The organism is Cellulomonas fimi (genome assembly GCF_012952065.1).
In the GTDB taxonomy this organism is placed as follows: domain Bacteria; phylum Actinomycetota; class Actinomycetes; order Actinomycetales; family Cellulomonadaceae; genus Pengzhenrongella; species Pengzhenrongella fimi_A.
In genome coordinates this window covers 50,222-66,856 of the sequence record NZ_JABCJJ010000006.1, presented here as the reverse complement: position 1 = coordinate 66,856, position 16,635 = coordinate 50,222, and the positions used below count along the sequence as shown (strand labels likewise).

18 protein-coding genes and 3 tRNA genes are annotated in these 16,635 nt (G+C 73.8%); 11 read left to right on the top strand and 10 right to left on the bottom strand.

Annotated elements, in window-relative coordinates; genetic code table 11:
• Window positions 1-114 precede the first annotated feature (114 nt).
• The gene (locus HIR71_RS05735; RefSeq protein ID WP_169324096.1) at window positions 115-1,074 is read left to right on the top strand and encodes an SGNH/GDSL hydrolase family protein; all 960 of its coding nucleotides are present in this window, start codon (window positions 115-117) and stop codon (window positions 1,072-1,074) included.
• Window positions 1,075-1,360: 286 nt separating this feature from the next.
• On the opposite strand, the gene HIR71_RS05730 is transcribed toward HIR71_RS05735, so the two are convergent.
• Entirely contained in the window at window positions 1,361-3,238 is a 1,878-nt protein-coding gene (locus HIR71_RS05730) for an ATP-dependent metallopeptidase FtsH/Yme1/Tma family protein (protein ID WP_169324095.1), read from the bottom strand.
• 86 nt (window positions 3,239-3,324) lie between these two features.
• Window positions 3,325-4,842, bottom strand: a complete 1,518-nt coding sequence (locus HIR71_RS05725) for a mechanosensitive ion channel family protein (protein WP_211373836.1) — start codon at window positions 4,840-4,842, stop codon at window positions 3,325-3,327.
• Between the two features lie 94 nt (window positions 4,843-4,936).
• Between HIR71_RS05725 and HIR71_RS05720 the strand changes: the two genes are divergently transcribed.
• From HIR71_RS05720 to HIR71_RS05710, 3 genes are all read left to right on the top strand, one after another.
• Window positions 4,937-5,935: a PfkB family carbohydrate kinase gene (locus tag HIR71_RS05720; protein ID WP_169324094.1), complete on the top strand. Its 999-nt coding sequence runs from the start codon at window positions 4,937-4,939 to the stop codon at window positions 5,933-5,935.
• The gene (gene surE / locus HIR71_RS05715) at window positions 5,932-6,696 is read left to right on the top strand and encodes a 5'/3'-nucleotidase SurE (protein WP_169324093.1); all 765 of its coding nucleotides are present in this window, start codon (window positions 5,932-5,934) and stop codon (window positions 6,694-6,696) included. The genes HIR71_RS05720 and surE overlap by 4 nt, the downstream gene beginning before the upstream one ends.
• 129 nt (window positions 6,697-6,825) lie before the next feature.
• Complete coding sequence (locus tag HIR71_RS05710; RefSeq protein ID WP_169324092.1) at window positions 6,826-7,098, top strand: GlsB/YeaQ/YmgE family stress response membrane protein; 273 nt, start codon at window positions 6,826-6,828, stop codon at window positions 7,096-7,098.
• Between the two features lie 99 nt (window positions 7,099-7,197).
• On the opposite strand, the gene HIR71_RS05705 is transcribed toward HIR71_RS05710, so the two are convergent.
• From HIR71_RS05705 to HIR71_RS05685, 5 genes are read right to left on the bottom strand one after another with little or no spacing between them, the layout of a single operon-like run.
• Window positions 7,198-8,070: a prenyltransferase gene (locus HIR71_RS05705; protein WP_169324091.1), complete on the bottom strand. Its 873-nt coding sequence runs from the start codon at window positions 8,068-8,070 to the stop codon at window positions 7,198-7,200.
• Window positions 8,067-8,384: a lycopene cyclase domain-containing protein gene (locus HIR71_RS16725; protein WP_169324090.1), complete on the bottom strand. Its 318-nt coding sequence runs from the start codon at window positions 8,382-8,384 to the stop codon at window positions 8,067-8,069. The genes HIR71_RS05705 and HIR71_RS16725 overlap by 4 nt, the downstream gene beginning before the upstream one ends.
• The gene (locus HIR71_RS05695; protein ID WP_311836117.1) at window positions 8,381-8,752 is read right to left on the bottom strand and encodes a lycopene cyclase domain-containing protein; all 372 of its coding nucleotides are present in this window, start codon (window positions 8,750-8,752) and stop codon (window positions 8,381-8,383) included. Before HIR71_RS05695 ends, HIR71_RS16725 begins: the two co-directional genes overlap by 4 nt.
• Window positions 8,749-10,491 carry a phytoene desaturase family protein gene (gene crtI, locus HIR71_RS05690; RefSeq protein ID WP_311836116.1) on the bottom strand — a complete coding sequence of 581 codons (1,743 nt, stop codon included), beginning with the start codon at window positions 10,489-10,491 and terminating at the stop codon, window positions 8,749-8,751. Before crtI ends, HIR71_RS05695 begins: the two co-directional genes overlap by 4 nt.
• Window positions 10,492-10,504: 13 nt before the next feature.
• The gene (locus HIR71_RS05685) at window positions 10,505-11,413 is read right to left on the bottom strand and encodes a phytoene/squalene synthase family protein (RefSeq protein WP_169324089.1); all 909 of its coding nucleotides are present in this window, start codon (window positions 11,411-11,413) and stop codon (window positions 10,505-10,507) included.
• Window positions 11,414-11,591: 178 nt separating this feature from the next.
• On the opposite strand from HIR71_RS05685, the gene galE reads away from it, so the two are divergent.
• The gene (galE, locus tag HIR71_RS05680) at window positions 11,592-12,587 is read left to right on the top strand and encodes a UDP-glucose 4-epimerase GalE (protein WP_169324088.1); all 996 of its coding nucleotides are present in this window, start codon (window positions 11,592-11,594) and stop codon (window positions 12,585-12,587) included.
• Window positions 12,588-12,896: 309 nt separating this feature from the next.
• On the opposite strand, the gene HIR71_RS05675 is transcribed toward galE, so the two are convergent.
• Together HIR71_RS05675 and HIR71_RS05670 are read right to left on the bottom strand one after the other, a co-directional pair.
• Window positions 12,897-13,826, bottom strand: a complete 930-nt coding sequence (locus HIR71_RS05675) for an LLM class flavin-dependent oxidoreductase (RefSeq protein ID WP_169324087.1) — start codon at window positions 13,824-13,826, stop codon at window positions 12,897-12,899.
• A complete protein-coding gene (locus HIR71_RS05670) occupies window positions 13,823-14,167 on the bottom strand; it encodes a metallopeptidase family protein (protein ID WP_169324187.1) in 345 nt (114 codons plus the stop codon). Before HIR71_RS05670 ends, HIR71_RS05675 begins: the two co-directional genes overlap by 4 nt.
• 110 nt (window positions 14,168-14,277) lie before the next feature.
• On the opposite strand from HIR71_RS05670, the gene HIR71_RS05665 reads away from it, so the two are divergent.
• From HIR71_RS05665 to HIR71_RS05645, 5 genes are all read left to right on the top strand, one after another.
• Window positions 14,278-14,350, top strand: a tRNA-Glu gene (locus HIR71_RS05665).
• A 43-nt stretch (window positions 14,351-14,393) separates the two neighbouring features.
• Window positions 14,394-14,467 (top strand) — tRNA-Asp (locus HIR71_RS05660).
• 41 nt (window positions 14,468-14,508) lie between these two features.
• Window positions 14,509-14,584: transfer RNA gene (locus tag HIR71_RS05655), tRNA-Phe, on the top strand.
• Between the two features lie 129 nt (window positions 14,585-14,713).
• Window positions 14,714-15,133, top strand: coding sequence for a phage holin family protein (locus tag HIR71_RS05650; protein WP_169324086.1), 420 nt, complete (start codon window positions 14,714-14,716; stop codon window positions 15,131-15,133).
• The gene (locus HIR71_RS05645) at window positions 15,130-15,405 is read left to right on the top strand and encodes a DUF3618 domain-containing protein (RefSeq protein WP_169324085.1); all 276 of its coding nucleotides are present in this window, start codon (window positions 15,130-15,132) and stop codon (window positions 15,403-15,405) included. The genes HIR71_RS05650 and HIR71_RS05645 overlap by 4 nt, the downstream gene beginning before the upstream one ends.
• Window positions 15,406-15,701: 296 nt before the next feature.
• On the opposite strand, the gene HIR71_RS05640 is transcribed toward HIR71_RS05645, so the two are convergent.
• The gene (locus HIR71_RS05640; RefSeq protein ID WP_169324084.1) at window positions 15,702-15,902 is read right to left on the bottom strand and encodes a BldC family transcriptional regulator; all 201 of its coding nucleotides are present in this window, start codon (window positions 15,900-15,902) and stop codon (window positions 15,702-15,704) included.
• 509 nt (window positions 15,903-16,411) lie between these two features.
• Between HIR71_RS05640 and HIR71_RS05635 the strand changes: the two genes are divergently transcribed.
• Window positions 16,412-16,615: a DUF3073 domain-containing protein gene (locus HIR71_RS05635; protein WP_169324083.1), complete on the top strand. Its 204-nt coding sequence runs from the start codon at window positions 16,412-16,414 to the stop codon at window positions 16,613-16,615.
• The last annotated feature ends 20 nt before the right edge of the window (window positions 16,616-16,635 follow it).

Sequence of the window (16,635 nt, the reverse complement as noted above, 5' to 3'; positions counted from 1 at the left end):
ACACGCCGCTCCACGGGCACGACGCCGGGGCCGGACGTACCGTGGCGACGTCACCGCGGGCGCAATGGAGCGCCGCGACCGTTCGCGCGTGGACGCGCGGAAGGGATGGTCCCCGTGAGGCACACGCCCCGGTTCGTCGTCGCCGTCGCTGCTCTCATCCTCGCCGCCGGGGCCGTCGCCCCCGCGGCCGCCCTCTCCGCGAGCGCTACGGCGTCCGGGGCCGCGAGCGCCGTCGACGGCCCCGACCGCCTGCACGCCCCGGCGCGTCCGGTCGTCCTCGCGCTCGGCGACTCGGTCGCCGCAGGCCAGCAGTCGGCGCCGATCGGCACGACGTTCGCGCGCACGGCGCAGCAGTGGCGCCAGAACGGCTACGTCGCACGGTTCCACGAGGCGCTGACCACGCGGCTCGACTGCGCCCCGCCCCGCTCGCCGCTCGAGGGCTGCCCCCACCTGCAGCTCGTCGACATCTCGCGGACGGGGATCCCGGGCGGTCCGGGCGGTGTGACCACGACGACGATGCTCGAGCCCGGTGACCAGCTCGACCGCGCGGTCGACTTCCTGGAGCGGCGCAACGGCGACCGGCTGACCAGGAACGACGTCGAGGTGGTCACGCTGACCGTCGGGGGCAACGACCTGTTCGGCCCGGCGGTCGCCTCCTGCGTGCCGCCGACCGCCGCGTGCGGTCCGACGCTCGCCACGGTGTTCCAGGGGTTCGCCGCGCGCTACGACCAGATCCTGTCGGAGCTGCGCGCCGCGGCGGGCCCGGACACCGTGATCATGACCATGACGTACTACAACCCGCTGCCCTTCTGCGCGCTGGGCGCGGGCGACCCCGCGGGCGCGACGGTGCTCGGCAACACCGTGCTCGAGGGCGGCACGCTCGGCGGCGCGACGCTGCCCGCGGGCTTCAACGACCTGATCCGCGCGGTGTCGGCCGAGCACGACGCCGTCGTGGTGGACACGTTCGGCCTCCTCGGCGCGGGCGACTTCGTGGGAGGCAACGACTGCACGCACCCGAACGCCGCCGGCCACCAGGTCATCGCGGACGCGTTCGCCGCGGCGTTCCCGGGCTGACGACGGCGGGCCCACGCCGTCGCCGTCGAGCCCGGCACCTCGGACCAGCCGGCAGCGTGGAGGATGCCGCCACCCCGACGAAGAGCGCCGGCTCGGGTCCGCCGGGTGCGTGACTCGCACCCTTCCGACACTGACAGCTCTCGCCCGGCGACCGAACCGCGCGGAGCATGGTGCTCGCGGGGCGCCTGTGGCCGCCAGGACGGCGGATCAGGCACCAGCGCCACATGGTCCGCGCCGGAGGACCCGGAGCGCCGACCGGCTCAGGCCGGGATGTCATGCCGCCGCGTCAGGCCGGGACGGGCTCGTGCGCGGCGATGAGCTCGCGCACCCGACCTCCCGACAGCGTCTCCTCGACGAGCAGCGCGGCCGCGACCGCCTCGAGCAGCTCGCCGTGCACGGCGAGCAGGTCGGTCGCCTGCTGGTGCGCCTCGCGCAGCAGGCGGTCGACGGCGGCGTGCGCCCGTGCGGCGACCTGCCCGCCGACCCGCAGCGTCTCGGCGTCGACCTGCGCGTACCCGAAGTCGGTCATGCCGTACTGCGTGACCATCCTCGTCGCCAGGTCCGTCGCGCCCTGCAGGTCGCCCGACGCGCCCTGGGTGTGCTCGCCGTCGAGCAGGCGCTCCTCGGCGGCCCGGCCCGCGAGCGCGACGACCAGCTGCGCGAGCGCCTTGCGGCGAGGCAGGAACACGTCGTCGTTGCCGCTCATCCAGGTGATCCCGCCCGCGGGCCCGCGGGGCACGATCGTCACCGAGACCGGGTCGTCGGCGTCGGGCAGCAGCGCCGCGGCGAGAGTGTGGCCGGCCTCGTGCCACGCTGTGATGGTCCGGTCGAACTCCGTCACGAGCGCGGACGTCCGCGCGCGGCCCATCGCCACCGTCGCGACCGCGGCCTGGAAGCACGAGGCGTCCACGACCGTGACGCCGCGTCGCGCGGCCTCCATCGCGGCTTCGTTGACGACCTGCGCGAGGTCGGCGCCGGACATGCCGGGCGTCTGCCGCGCGATCTGCACGAGGTCGACGTCGTCGCTCAGCGGCCGCGACCGCGCATGCACCTCGAGGATGAGCGTCCGGCCGCGCCGGTCCGGGTTCGGCACCTGGACCTGGCGGTCGAGGCGACCCGGACGCGTCAGAGCCGGGTCCAGCGTGTCGGCGCGGTTGGTGGCCGCAAGCACGATGGTGCTCGACCCCGCGAAGCCGTCCATCTCGTTGAGCAGCGAGATCAGCGTGTTCTCACGCTCGCCGTCGCCGCCGTTGCCCGAGGCGCCACCGCGCGCTCGCCCGACGGCGTCGATCTCGTCGATGAAGATGATCGCGCGCTCGCACCGGCGGGCCTCGGCGAACAGGTCGCGGACCCGGCGCGCGCCGACGCCCACGAACGACTCGACGAAGTCCGAGCCTGCGAGCGCGAAGAACGGGACCTGCGCCTCCCCCGCGACCGCGCGCGCGAGCAGCGTCTTGCCCGTGCCGGGCGGACCGACGAGCAGCGCGCCGCGCGGACGGGTCGCGCCGACCGCCTCGAACCGCTCGGGCTGCCGCAGGAGCTGCACCATCTCGCGCAGCTGGTCCACCGCCTCGTCCGCACCCGCGACGTCGGCGAACGTGACGGTCGGCACCTCGCCCGACGTCAGCGCACGCCGCGCCCGCTCACCCGTCATGCGCATCGGGTTGACCGCGCGGAGCACGAGGAGCAGCACGCCGACGACGAGCACCACCGGCAGAACCCGGCCCGCCACCTCGGCCACCACCCCGCCGCCGCCTGCCTCGCTCTCGACCGCGACCCGCGCGTCGAGCAGCGCCTGGGTGAGCTCGTCGGCGTAGTCGGCGGGGTGCGCCGCGACGACGACGTCGCCGTCCGTGAGCTCGAGCCGCACCTGCGCGGCGGCGTCGTCGAATGTGGCCGCCTCGACCTCGCCCTCCTCGACCAGGCCGAGCGCGCTCGAGAGGCTCACGCGCTCCGGGGCCGGTGCCCGGGTCGCGAGCACGGCCGCAGTGGTGCCCGCGACCAGCACGAGCCCGACAGCGACAGCGACGACCACGGCCCGACGACGCCACCAGGGCGTGTCCGGCGACCCGTCCCCACCCGGCGGCTTCTGCGGTGCGGGCACGAGAGGCAGCCGCCCGCGCAGGTCGACGGGGGCCGACGTGGGATCGCTCTGCGCTGTCACGTCGGACCTATCGGACGACCCACCGGCCTGTCTGAGCGATCTCCGCCAGGTTCGTCCGCCGCCCGCTCCGCCGAGCCCTGCAGGCCTCAGGCGGAGGGTCGCCGGTCGTCGTCGTCCGCAGCGACGCGCTGCTCACCCGTGCGGTCCGCCCCCTGCTCACGCTCCGCGATCACGTCCCGCCCGGGCCCTGCGAACTGGTTCGCCCGCTCGACCGCCTCGATGCTGCCGGTGAACAGACCCGCGTCGTGGTGGATGGTCATCTGCACGGTGTCGTCGGGCCCCGGGTCGCGCGCGCGGTCCCGTGCGCTGCGACGGGTGGGTGGCGCGGCGTGCGCCTCGGCGGGCACCGGGCCCGACGGCGGCACCTCGGCCCGGGCTCCGGCGTCACCCGCGCGGGGGTCGCCGTCGTCCGCGACGTCACCGACGTCACCGACGTCACCGACGTCACCGTCCTCCGTCCCGGACCCTGGCGCAGGGGCGGACGACGGCGTGGACGGCGCCGGCCGCTCGGCACGCGAGCCCTCAAGGGCGCCGCTCGAGCGCGGCCGCACCGCGCCGTCGTCCTCGATCCGCGTGCGCGGCAGCGCCTGCGGCTGCTCGCGCTGGAGCCAGTCGACCAGCCCCTCGCGCACGTAGCAGCGCAGGTCGAACAGCGTCGGCGCGTCAGCCGCGCTCGCCAGCGCGCGGACCCGCACGAGGCCACCGGTCGCCTCGGTCACCTGGAGCACGCCGACGCGGCGGTCCCAGAGCTCGGTCGTCTCGAGCAGGCGCGCCAGCTCGGTCCGCATCTCCTGCACGGACAGCGTCCAGTCCAGGTCGAGCTCGACGGTCCCGAGCAGGTTGGCGTCCCGCCGGGTCCAGTTCTCGAACGGCGTCACGGTGAAGTACGTCGACGGCATGATGAGCCGCCGGTCGTCCCACAGGTGGACGACGACGTAGGTCATCGTGATCTCCTCGATGCGGCCCCACTGGCCCTCGACCACCACCACGTCGTCGACCCGGATCGCGTCGGTGAAGGCCAGCTGGAGCCCGGCGAACACGTTGCTGAGCGTGCTCTGCGCCGCGAGGCCCGCGATGATCGAGATGACGCCGGCCGACGCGAACAGGCTCGCGCCCGCGGTCCGCGCGCCGGGGAACGTCATGAGCACGGCGGCGATGCCGGAGAGCACCAGCACGGCCACGGTGACGCGCCGCAGGATGGTGATCTGGGTGCGGACGCGGCGCGCGCGCCGGTTGTCCGGCACGTCGGTCGGGTGCCGGTGCAGGGCCGCGTCCTCGACCACGAACGCGAGCGCGCCGATCAGCCAGGTCACGGCGACGATCAGCGCGATGACGAGCGCGTGGAGCACGGGCCGCCGCCAGTCGGCCGGCTCGGTCGAGATCCGGAGCGCGAACCAGATCGCGATCACGACGAGCACGGCGCGCATCGGCCGGCGCGCCCGGCGGATCACGTCCAGCGCGAGGAACGACCTCCGCGCGGCCGACCGCACGAGCGCCGAGATGATCGCCGCGGCGACGAACGCGAGCACGACGGCGCTCACCACGGCCACGATCGGGATCATCACGTCGACCGTGTCGGTGACGGTGACCTCCTGACCGGTCATCATGTGCACCTGGCCGGCTGTGCAAGGGCCGGCTGTGCAAGGGATGGACTGCTGCTCATTCCCGAAACGGTACGCCGGGCCCCACAATCGCGAGATGGACCAGGCGCCCCGCCATCCTCGTCTCTGCGTGCTGGCGCCGACACCGATGCTCACCGTGACCATCGAGGCCGGCAGTCCCGCGGGGCCGGGCGGCACGGGCCCCGACCACCCGGAGGTCCACGTCCACCCGGGCGGCCAGGGGCTCTGGGTCGCGCGCATGGCGTACTCGCTGGGCGCCGACGTCGTGGTGTGCGGCCCGTTCGGCGGGGAGACGGGCGTCGTCGCGGCTCATCTCGCCTCGCTCGAGAACCTGCGCGTGCGCTCGACGCGGTACCTCGGCGGCAACGGCGCCTACGTGCACGACCGGCGCGCGGGGCACCGCCAGGTCGTCGCCGAGATGGTGCCGCGCGCGATGGACCGGCACGAGCTCGACGACCTGTACGGCACCGTGCTGGTCGAGGCGCTCGAGTCCGACGTCTGCGTCCTGACGGGCGCCGACCCGGCCCACGTGGTGCCCGGCTCGTTCTTCGGCCGCCTCGCCCAGGACCTGCGCGTCGCGGGCCGCAGGGTGGTCGCCGACGTCTCGGGCGAGTGCGCCCGCGCGGTCGCTGGCGCCGCTCCGGACGTGCTGAAGATCAGCCACGAGGAGCTCGTCGCGGGTGAATTCTCGGCGGACGAGTCCGCCGGCGCGCTCCTGGCGGCGGCCCGCCGGTTCGTCGACGGCGGCGTCGGGGCCGTGGTCGTCTCGCGCGCCGCGGAGGCCTGCCTGCTCGTCACGGCCGACGGCGTCGTCGAGGTCACGGCACCGCCCGTCACCGCCGTCGACCACCGCGGCGCGGGCGACTCGATGACCGCGGGGATCGCCGTCGGCCTCGGCCAGGGCCTGCCGATCGCCGACGCCGTCCGCCTCGGCGCCGCGGCGGGTGCGCTCAACGTGACCCGCCGCGGGCTCGGGACCGGCAGCCGTGACCAGATCGAGAGGTTCTCGGACCACGTCAGCGTACGCGCGGTCGATGCGACCGCCCTCCCCGCCCGACCGATGGAGGCACCGTGAGAGTCCTGGTCACCAACGACGACGGGATCGACTCGCCCGGGCTCGCGGTCCTCGCCTCGGCGGCGGTCGACGCGGGGTGCGACGTCGTCGTCGCCGCGCCGGCGCGGGAGTCGTCGGGGGCGAGCGCGTCGCTGCTCGGCGCCGAGCAGGACGGTCGGCTGATCGTCGACGAGAAGGACGCGCCGGGCCTCCCACCTGGGGTCTCGGGCTCGTTCGCCGTGCGCGCGGCGCCCGCGCTCATCGCGCTCGTCGCGTCGCACGGCGGCTTCGGACCGAAGCCCGACCTGGTGCTCAGTGGGGTCAACCGCGGCGGCAACACCGGGCACGCCGTCATCCACTCCGGGACGGTCGGCGCCGCGCTCTCCGCGATGACGCACGGCATCCGCGGGATGGCGGTGTCGATCGCCGACGACGACCCCCGGCACTGGGAGACCGCGGGCGTGGTCGTCCGGCCGCTGCTCGACTGGCTGCTCGCCTCGGAGCCGCTCGACCGGGTCGTCAACGTCAACGTGCCCGACCGCCCGGCCCACCAGGTGCGCGGCGTGCGCCAGGCGCCGCTCGCGTCCTTCGGGACGGTCCACGCGCGCATCCGCGAGGTCGACCACGGCAACCTCGTGCTGACCTACTCCGAGGTCGAGGTCAACCGGGAGATGGACACGGACGCCGGGCTCCTCGCTCGCGGCTGGGCCACGGTGACGCTGCTCCGGGCCCCGGTGCACGACGCCGACGCGGCCGTCCCGGAGCTGCTGCACGGGCTCTGACCAGCGCTCGCGCCTGCGCCCGTTACCGCAGATCGGGGTCGCGCGCTCGACGTGCGGACGGCCTGGCCCGGGTCTAGGTTCCCTGATCAGAGGCCAATCGGCCCCATACCCGCTACGAGAGGGACTCGAATGACCGTCACGGGGATCATCACCGCCATCGTCATCGGCGCCATCATCGGCCTGCTGGGTCGGCTCTTCGCCCCCGGCAAGCAGAACATCTCCATCCTGGTCACGATCATCGTCGGCATCATCGCCGCGCTCCTCGGCACCGCGCTCGCGAACGCAGTCTCCAGCGCGGACACCCCGGGGATCGACTGGATCGAGCTGCTCTTCCAGGTCGTCCTCGCCGTGATCGGCGTCATCATCGCGGCCCGCATGCTCGGCGGCCGCCGCCGCGTCTGACGCGACTCACGAGCACGCGGGTGCCCGGCGATCCAGGTGGTCGCCGGGCACCCGTGCGTCCGGGGTCCTCATCCGGCGCTGGCCGTCATCCGGCACGGCTCAGGCGCCGAGCGCCTCGGCGATGAGCAGCATGGTCACCAGGAAACCGGTCACGAGGTTGAGCCACAGGAACCGTCGCCAGCCGGCGTTCGCCCGCTCGCAGTCGGCGTCCCGGACGGACCAGGCGCTCGCGGCGTTGACCGCGTAGGGCAGGGGCAGGAGCGCGGCGAGCGGGCCCGGCCACGGGACGAGCAGCAGCGCCGCCGCCGCCAGCACGTACGCCACGGTCGAGGCCACCACGGTCGGGTGCGCGCCCAGCACCGTCGCCACGGACGCGATCCCGCCCTCGCGGTCGGCCCGCACGTCCTGCACCGCGCCGAACGCGTGCGACGCCATCCCCCACAGCACGAACGCGACGAGCACCGGCCACGCCGTCCGCGCCGACAGGTCGGCGTCGACCAGCACCAGCGCGTACAGCAGCGGACCGACGAAGTGCATCGCCGACGTCGCCGAGTCGAGCACCGGCCGTTCCTTGAACCGCAGCCGGGGCGCGGAGTAGGCCACCACGAGGACGACGACGACGCCGAGCACGGCCGCCGCGACGGCGTCGCCCAGCGCCAGGAGCCAGACCAGCAGCGGCACGTTCGTGACCAGGCAGGCCCAGAGGATGCGGCGGTGGACGGTCCGCGCGCGCGCCGGGTCGACCAGGCCGCCCTCGATCCCGCCCTTGCGGGGGTTGCGCAGGTCGGACTCGTAGTCGAAGACGTCGTTCACGCCGTACATGAGCAGGTTGTACGGGATCAGGAAGTACAGCGTGCCGACGACCAGCGCGGTGTCGACCCGCCCATCCGTCGCCATGAGGTAGCCCGCGGCGAACGGGTAGGCGGTGTTGATCCAGGAGAACGGTCGCGACGCGGCGAGAACCTCCCTCACCGCCCTTCCCCCTCCGCCGGGACCGGACGGCGGCGGTCGCCGAGCAGGGTCCACAGCGCCGGCATGAGGAGCGTCGCCGCGAGCGGGTACGCGAAGTCCTCCAGCGGCGCGCCCCACAGGTACACGCCGAGGATCTTGTCGGGGTCGAACTCGTAGAGCCCGACCGCGATCATCACGGTGTCGAACACGAGCGTGAGCGCGGCCATGACCACCGCGGTCCACACGAGCGGCCCGGGCCGCAGCCGCCGGAGCCACCGGGCCAGCACGAGCGCGAGCACCACGAGGACCGCGAGGTTGAGGACGGCGTTCGTCACTGCGCACCACCCCGCGCACCACTCGGCGCACCACTCGGCGCACCGCCTTGCGCGCGGCGCCGGGCCCGGCGGTCGAGCGCGCGCCACACGAGCAGCGTGTTGTAGCAGAGCAGTGCGAGGAAGAAGGCCTCCTCGAGCGGCAGCTCGGGCGCGAGCAGCACGCCCGTCATGTGCGGGCTGTCGCCGCGCGCGAAGATGCCGAACGCCAGCCCGGCGACGTCCCACAGCAGGAAGAGCGCCACCCCGACCGCGACGCACGACGCCGACCGCCGCCAGTCCGCCCAGAACGCCAGCCGGTACTTCCGGTCGAGCACGGCGAGTCCCGCGAGCGAGACCGCGAGCGCACCGAGGTAGACGAACCCGATCACGGAGCCGAGCCCTGGAGCTCGTGGGGGTCCCGCGCGGGTTGGGCGCCCCGCGCCCCCGGCCACCGGCCCGTCGCCCGCGACGCGTCGAGGAAGCCCGGCCGCAGGGGCGCCGGGAGCGCGCGCGACGACGTCTCCCCGAGCAGGCGCTTGGCGACCAGCTCGGCGCTGATCAGGCACATCGGGAGCCCTACGCCCGGAATGGTGCCACCGCCGACGTACAGCAGGTTCGGGACACGCGCCGAGACGTTGCCGGGCCGGAACATGGCGCTCTGCCGCAGCGTGTGCTCCATCCCGAGCGCGGTGCCGCGCCACGCGGAGAAGTCACGCGCGAAGTCTGCGGGCCCGACGACGCGCCGCGTCACCACCCGGTCGCGCAGCCCCGGGACCCCGGCCCAGGCACCGACCTGGTCGAGGTACCGGTCGGCGTGCGCCTCGAGCTCGGCCCGCGCGGGCGACCCCGCACCCCCGGCGCCGAGCCGGGGGTCGGCCGGGAACGGCACGAGCACGAACACGTTCTCGTGCCCCGGCGGCGCCGCGTCCATGTCCGTCGCCGAGGTGCGCGACACGTACATGGAGGCGGCCTCGGGCACCCGGAGCGCGTCGGGCGACGCGCTCGCCCCGTTGCCGAGCACCGCGTCGAAGTTGCCGGGCCAGTCGCGCGTGAAGAACAGGGAGTGGTGCGCGAGCTCGGGCAGCGACCCCCGCACGCCCGCGAGCACGAGCAGCGCCGAGATCCCCGGCCCGCGCCGCTCCCAGACCGGCTCGGGCAGCGTCGCGTGCTCGGGCGCGAGCAGCTCGGTCTCGGTGTGGTGAAGGTCGGCCCCCGAGACGACGACGTCGGCCGGCACGAGCTCGCCCGTCGCCAGCCGGACCCCTCGGGCGAGCCCGGTCCGCCGCGGCGCGCGCGCCGTCCGCGACGCCGGCACGACCTCGATCGCGGTGACCTCCGTGCCCGTGCGGATCCGGACGCCCGCCGCGAGCGCGAGCCGCTCGATCGCCTCGATGACCGTGTACATGCCACCACGCGGGAACCGGACCCCGTCGACGAGGTCGAGGTGGCTCATCAGCGAGTACAGCGCCGGGACCCGGTACGGCGACGACCCGAGGAACACCGCGTGGTACCCGAGCACCTGCCGCAGCCGGGGGTCCTGGACGGTCCGCGCGACCCTGTCCGCGAGCGTCTCCGTGAGCAGGCGCGCGAGCGTCCCGCTCCGGCGCAGCACCGGGGCGCCCAGCGCGCGGTCGCTGCGCGCGAACGTCGTGTAGAGGAAGTGGTCGATCGCCGTGCGGTACGCCTCGCTCGACTCGCCCGCGTAGGCGCGCATGCGGGCCCCCGCGCCCGGCTCGAGGGCGTCGAACCGGGTCCAGTTCTCCTCGGGGTCGCCGCTCACCTCGAGCGCCTGCGCGGGCCCACCCGGATCGGCGCCCTCGAAGAACACCCGGTACGCCGGGTCGAGCCGCACGAGGTCGAGGTGGTCCTCGATCCGCTCGCCCATCAGCGCGAAGAAGTGCGCGAACACCTCGGGCATGAAGTACCAGGACGGGCCGGTGTCGAACCGGAACCCGTCGAGCTCGAGCGTCCCCGCCCGCCCGCCCACGCGCTCGTGCCGCTCGAGCAGCGTCACGTCGGCCCCGCCGCGCGCGAGCAGCGAGGCCGTCGCCAGCCCCCCGATCCCGCCGCCGACGACGACGACGCGCCGCCCCCGCCCCGCGCCGTCGGGCCCCGGCAGCGCCGTCACGAGACGACCGCCGTCATGCCGTGCGACCGACGACGCGCGCGCTCACGGCGGCACGCGCGTCGACCGCCTCGTGGGCGACCGCCCGCGCGACGACCGACACCTTGGTCCGACCCGGCAGGTGAACCCGGCGGGCCAGCAGCTCGCGGGGCGGCGTGGCCGCGAGCTCGGCGGTGAGCCGGTCGTAGAGGCCGAGGGTCGCGGCGACCGCGAGCCGGGCGCGCGGCGGCAGGCTGGGGAGCGCGGCGCGCGCGGTCGCGACGTCGGCGGCGATCTCGGCGAGGATCGCGTCGAGCGTCGGCTGGTCGAGGTTCTCGGGCGTGACCCCGGGGAAGTAGCGACGACCCAGCTCGGCGTAGTCGGCGCCGAGGTCGCGCAGGAAGTTGATCTTCTGGAACGCGGCACCGAGCGCGCGCGCCCCGGCCTGGGTGGCGGCGTCGGGCACGGTGAGCGGGTCGCCCGGCCGACGGGCGGCGTCGAGGAAGACCGCGAGGCACATGAGCCCGACCACCTCCGCCGAGCCGTAGACGTAGCGCTCGTAGCTCGCGCGGTCGTGCTCGCGCACGGTGAGGTCCGTGCGCATCGACGCGAAGAACGGGTCGACGAGATCGTGGCCGATGCCCGTGCGGCGCGCGGTCTGCGCGAAGGCGTGCACCACGAGGTTGGTCGAGTAGCCGGAGTCCAGCGCACGAGCCGTCTGGTCCTCGAGCTCGTCGAGCAGCGCGGCCGCGTCGTCGCCGCGGCGGGTGTCGACGATCTCGTCGGCGATCCTGACCAGCCCGTAGACCGCCTCGATCCCGCGGCGGGCGCTCCTGCCGAGGAGCTTCGTGCCGATGCCGAACGACGTCGAGTAGCCCGCCAGCACGGCCCGGCTCGCCCGCGCGGCGGTCTCGTCGTAGAGCTCCACGCCCGTGCGCGGACGCATCAGCGGGCGTCCCGCGAGCGCGCGCGCCGTGCCTGAGCCATCCGGTGTCTCCTCGTGCCGATCGGGATCCTCAGCATACTGAGCATCTTTGCACCGAGCATCTTTGCACCGAGCATCTCTGCACCAGCTGAGCACCTCTCGACCCGCCACCGGCGGCGGTTGCTCGTACGCTCGGCCCATGACGTGGCTCGTGACGGGCGGGGCGGGGTACATCGGCGCGCACGTGGTGCGGGCGTTCGGCGACGTGGGACTGCGCACGGTGGTGGTCGACGACCTGTCGAGCGGCCACGCGCAGTTCGTGCCCGACGACGTGCCCCTGGTCCGCGGCCCGATCGGCGACACCGCGCTCGTCCGCCAGGTGCTGGCCGAGCACCAGGTGACCGGCGTCGTGCACGTCGCGGGCTTCAAGTACGCCGGGGTGAGCGTCGAGCGCCCGCTGCACACGTACGAGCAGAACGTCACCGGGACGCTGTCCGTGCTCGAGGCGATGGCCGCCGAGGGCGTCGACGCGATCGTCTTCTCCTCGAGCGCGGCGACGTACGGGACGCCGCACACGGACCTCGTCACGGAGGAGACCCCGACGAGCCCCGAGTCGCCGTACGGCGAGTCCAAGCTGATCGGCGAGTGGCTGCTGCGGGACCAGGCGCGCGCCGTCGGGTTGCGGCACACGTCGTTGCGGTACTTCAACGTCGTCGGGTCGGGCTACCCGGACGTGTGCGACACCAGTCCCCACAACCTGTTCCCGCTCGTGCTGGACGCGCTGGTCGCGGGCCGGACGCCGCGGATCAACGGCGTCGACTACGACACCCCGGACGGGACGTGCGTCCGCGACTACATCCACGTGGCGGACCTCGCGGTGTCGCACGTCGCGGCCGCCCGACGGCTCGAGGCCGGCGAGCCGCTCGAGCCCGTCTACAACCTGGGCAGCGGCGACGGCGTCTCGGTCCGGCAGATCATGACCGCGATGGCGGACGTGACAGGTATCCGCTTCGAGCCCGAGACCGGCCCGCGGCGTCCCGGTGACCCGGCGCGGATCGTGGCGTCGGGCGACCTGGCGGCCCGGGACCTCGACTGGCAGATGCGCCACTCGCTCGAGGACATGGTGCGCAGCGCGTGGGACGCCCGTCGCGCCGCGGCCGACGCGGACGCGGAGTCCCACGACCCGACCGCCTGATCCGCCACCGCTTGCCTGATCCGCCACCGCCCGACGGACGTGTCAGACCTGCCGCGGTCCACGGCACGCGCACGGCCTGACACGCCCGTCGCCCCCCCGACGTGTCAGACCTGCCGCGGTCCACGGCACGCGCCCGGCCTGACACGCCCGTCGCCCCCCCCCCCGAAGTGTCAGACCTGCCGCGGTCCACGGCACGCGCCCGGCCTGACACCTTCGTCCACGCCTCGACGTGTCAGACATCACGCGGTCCACGGCGCGCGCCCGGTCTGACACCTCGTGTGCGGGAGGGGGTCGGGGTGGGGCGTCGGGTCAGCGACCGAGGGTGCGCAACTGCGGCAACCGGCTCGCAGCCTCCTCGAGGACCGCTTCCGAGCCCGCGTAGACCCCCTCCGCGCGCGGCCAGTGCACGACGACGTCGGTGAAGCCGAGCGCGGCCGCTCGCTCGACGCCCTCCTCGAGCACCGCGAACGACTCGAGCGAGAAGACCGGCGCACCATCGATGTTGAGGTACCGCTCGAGGGTCGCAGGATCGCGACCGGCTTCCCGGGCGACCTCCTCAAGCTGCTCGACCATCTCGGCCAGCCCACGCCACCAGCGCTCCTGCGCCTGGGCGACGGTGCGCCTCGGCTGTCCCTCGTCGTCGGGCATCGAGGGCCCGAACGTCGCCCACCCCTGGCCGTGCTTCGCGGCCACCGCCATCGCGCGCGGACCGTTCGCCGCGACGACGAAGGGCACGCGCGGCTGCTGCACGCACCCGGGGAGCATGCGCGCTCCGTGCGCCTCGTAGAACTCGCCGACGTGGTCGGTCATCGGCTGCGTCAGCATGAGGTCGAGCAGGGCGGTGAACTCGGCGAACCGGCGCGTGCGGACCGCCGGCGTGGGCGGCGCGCCGAGCACCCGCGCGTCGAACCCCGTGCCCCCCGCGCCCACGCCCAGGAGCAGCCGCCCCTCGCTCACGTCGTCGAGACCCATGACGTCCTTCGCGAACGGGACCGGGTGCCGGAAGTTGGGGCTCGCCACCCACGTGCCCAACCGGATCCGTTCGGTCACGGCGGCCGCCGCCGCGAGCAGGGGCACGGTCGCGAACCACGGCTCGTCGACGAGCGAGCGCCAGGACAGGTGGTCGTAGGTCCACGCGTGGTCGAACCCGTACTCCTCGGCGCGGAGCCAGCGGCGACGCGCCTGCGGCCATCGCTCCTGCGGCAGGAGCACGACGCCGAACCTCGTCCCGGCCGTCATGCCCAGCCCAGCTCGTGCAGGCGCTCGTCGTCGATGCCGAAGTGGTGCGCGATCTCGTGGACGACCGTGATCGCGACCTCGTCGACCACCTCGTCGCGCGACTCGCACATGGCGAGGGTCGGCCGCCGGAAGATCGTGATCCGGTCGGGCAGCGAGCCAGCCGCCCAGAACTCGCCTCGCTCGGTCAGCGGGAAGCCCTCGTAGACGCCCAGCAGGTCGGGGTCCTCGGGCGGGGCGTCGTCCTCGACCAGCACCACGACGTTGTCCATCTGCGCCGCGAGCTCGGTCGGGATCTCGTCGAGCGCATCCCGGACGGCGTCCTCGAACTCGGCGCGCGACATGTCGACCACCCGCTCATCCTGCCCCGCGCCGACCCGCTTTGGTTCTTCCGGCCCATCTGCCCTATGCTTTCCGAGGTCTTACGACGCCTTCGACGTCAAGGGCGTTGCTCGCCCCCATCGTCTAGCGGCCTAGGACCCCGCCCTTTCACGGCGGTAGCACGGGTTCGAATCCCGTTGGGGGTACTGTTCCAGTGCGTGATGTTCGCAGGTTCCTTGTGCTGCACAAGGCCCCGTAGCGCAGTTGGTTAGCGCGCCGCCCTGTCACGGCGGAGGTCGCGGGTTCGAGTCCCGTCGGGGTCGCTGACATGCGCCCGGCCCACCAGGCCGGGCGCAGTCGGTTCGGCCATGTAGCTCAGTTGGTAGAGCGTCCGACTGAAAATCGGAAGGTCAGCGGTTCGACCCCGCTCGTGGCCACCACCCGGACCGCAGGTCGCGCATCGCGTGACCTGCGGTTCTTTGCGTCTGCAGGACCGAACGGATCGCGCAGAGCGGACGTTGCCGACACACTAGGGGCGGGAGCTCGGCGACTCGAGGGATGTGATCAGCGTGGACGACACGCAGTGGACGACACCAGGCACAGGCGGGCGGCCGTCGCTGGGTGAGCTGTTCAGCCGGCTGTCGGAGCAGTCCTCCCGCCTCGTGCGCGCGGAGATCGACCTGGCCAAGGCAGAGCTCGCCCAGAAGGCGAAGGCGAGCGGCATCGGCGCGGGCCTCCTCGCCGGGGCGGGCTTCTTCGGCTTCTTCGCCTTCGCGGTGCTCCTCACGACGGCGATCCTGGCGCTCGCGCTCGTCGTCGAGCCGTGGCTGGCCGCGCTGATCGTCGCCGTCGCGCTGCTCGTGATCGCCGCGGTCCTGGCCCTGCTCGGCAAGCGCTCGCTCGATCGAGGCATGCCGCCGGTGCCGCAGCGCGCGACCGAGAACGTCAAGCAGGACGTCAACGCCGTCAAGGAAGGTCTCCGTTCATGAGCAGCCCCGCCGGCAGCCCCACGCCCCGTGACATCGAGGCCGAGCTCGAGCGCAACCGCGCCGAGCTGGCCGCCACGATCGACGAGCTGACCTACCGGCTCGATCCGCGCGTCAAGGCGAACGAGGCCGTGGGCCGGGCGAAGCAGATGCTGCACGACGCCGGCACGGACCCCGCGACGGCACCCGAGGCGCGGAACCGGGCACGCGTGGTGCTGGGCGTCGCCGCGGCGGCGGTTCTTGGCCTGGTCGTCGCGGTAGCCCGCAAGGACTGATCCCCACCCAGGCCGGCGCCGACCGCCAAGCGCGCCGATCGCGACGAACGCGACGAACGCCGAGTGCGACGCTTTCCCGGCTCCTCATGGCGAGGGGGCGGCGCAACGTCTCACTCGGCGTCGAGATCGAGGTCGAGGCCGACTCGGGGCGAGCAGACCAAGGGGCGAGCAGACCAAGGGGCGAGCAGACCAAGGGCGAGCAGACCGGCGTGGGCGGGACAGACGAAGGGCACGTCCGTGACGGGACGTGCCCTGTGGAGCCCGGTCAGCGCTGGAGGGGGCGCCGGGTCGAGGCGTCAGTCGGTGGGGCGCTGGTTGGGGACCCCGTTGAGGAGCTCGCGCACCTCGGTCTCCCGGTAGCGACGGTGGCCACCCAGCGTCCGGATCGAGGTCAGCTTTCCTGCCTTGGCCCAGCGCGTGACGGTCTTGGGGTCCACGCGGAAGAGCGTGGCGACCTCCGACGGGGTGAGCAGGGCTTCGGACTCCGGAGCCGACATGGGTTGCCTCCTAGGCGATCGAGTAGGCCATGACCCGGCAGGCGTTCAGAAATTTCACCCGACCGGGAAGGTCATACCTACTGGTATAGCAAACCGGGCGAAGCGACGCGCATCGGGCCCAGCGTCGCCCGCGCCACTCCACACGCACGCCACACGGCGTCGAAAGCGGTCGTCACGGCGCCCTACCGGGCATTCGACCCGAATCGGACACGTGTGCGACGCGGGGTGCTGCGCCGCGCGCGTTCGCTGCCAGCGTAACGCGGTCCACGATCCGAGACATTGGCGCGCGGCCTGCGAGGCCGACCGAGCGCCGGCCCCGCACCCCGGATCACGGCGCTGCCGACGGCTTCGGACGGCGTCCCGGACCCCCCGCCGGGCCCAGCGCGCGAGTGGTCGGAATGCCCGCGGACCATGTAACGTTCATCCGGAGCAGACAATTTTTCAGCACCCCGGGGCCGCACGTGTCGAGCACGGAGCCAGCCCCGCTTCTACGTGAGGGGGTCGAGGCCATGGGGCGCGGCCGTCAGAAGGCTAAGCAGACCAAGGTCGCCCGGGAGCTGAAGTACTTCAGCCCCGACACGAACTACCGGGCGCTCGAGCAGGAGCTCACGAGCCCGGGCCGGACCGACCTGGTCACGGACAACCGCAGGGCCCCCGTCGACGCGAAGGACGAGCCCGACGCCGACGTGTACTCACGCTGGGACGAGCGCTGACCTCAGCGCCCCCTGTCGCG

Coding starts and splice junctions, on each gene's coding strand:
- HIR71_RS05635 (WP_169324083.1), top strand. CDS start 16,412: ATGGGGCGCGGCCGTCAGAAGGCTAAGCAGACCAAGGTCGCCCGGGAG.
- HIR71_RS05640 (WP_169324084.1), bottom strand. CDS start 15,902: ATGTCGGCTCCGGAGTCCGAAGCCCTGCTCACCCCGTCGGAGGTCGCC.
- HIR71_RS05685 (WP_169324089.1), bottom strand. CDS start 11,413: ATGCGTCCGCGCACGGGCGTGGAGCTCTACGACGAGACCGCCGCGCGG.
- HIR71_RS05720 (WP_169324094.1), top strand. CDS start 4,937: ATGGACCAGGCGCCCCGCCATCCTCGTCTCTGCGTGCTGGCGCCGACA.
- HIR71_RS05670 (WP_169324187.1), bottom strand. CDS start 14,167: ATGTCGCGCGCCGAGTTCGAGGACGCCGTCCGGGATGCGCTCGACGAG.
- HIR71_RS05675 (WP_169324087.1), bottom strand. CDS start 13,826: ATGACGGCCGGGACGAGGTTCGGCGTCGTGCTCCTGCCGCAGGAGCGA.
- galE (WP_169324088.1), top strand. CDS start 11,592: ATGACGTGGCTCGTGACGGGCGGGGCGGGGTACATCGGCGCGCACGTG.
- HIR71_RS05710 (WP_169324092.1), top strand. CDS start 6,826: ATGACCGTCACGGGGATCATCACCGCCATCGTCATCGGCGCCATCATC.
- HIR71_RS05725 (WP_211373836.1), bottom strand. CDS start 4,842: ATGACCGGTCAGGAGGTCACCGTCACCGACACGGTCGACGTGATGATC.
- HIR71_RS05645 (WP_169324085.1), top strand. CDS start 15,130: ATGAGCAGCCCCGCCGGCAGCCCCACGCCCCGTGACATCGAGGCCGAG.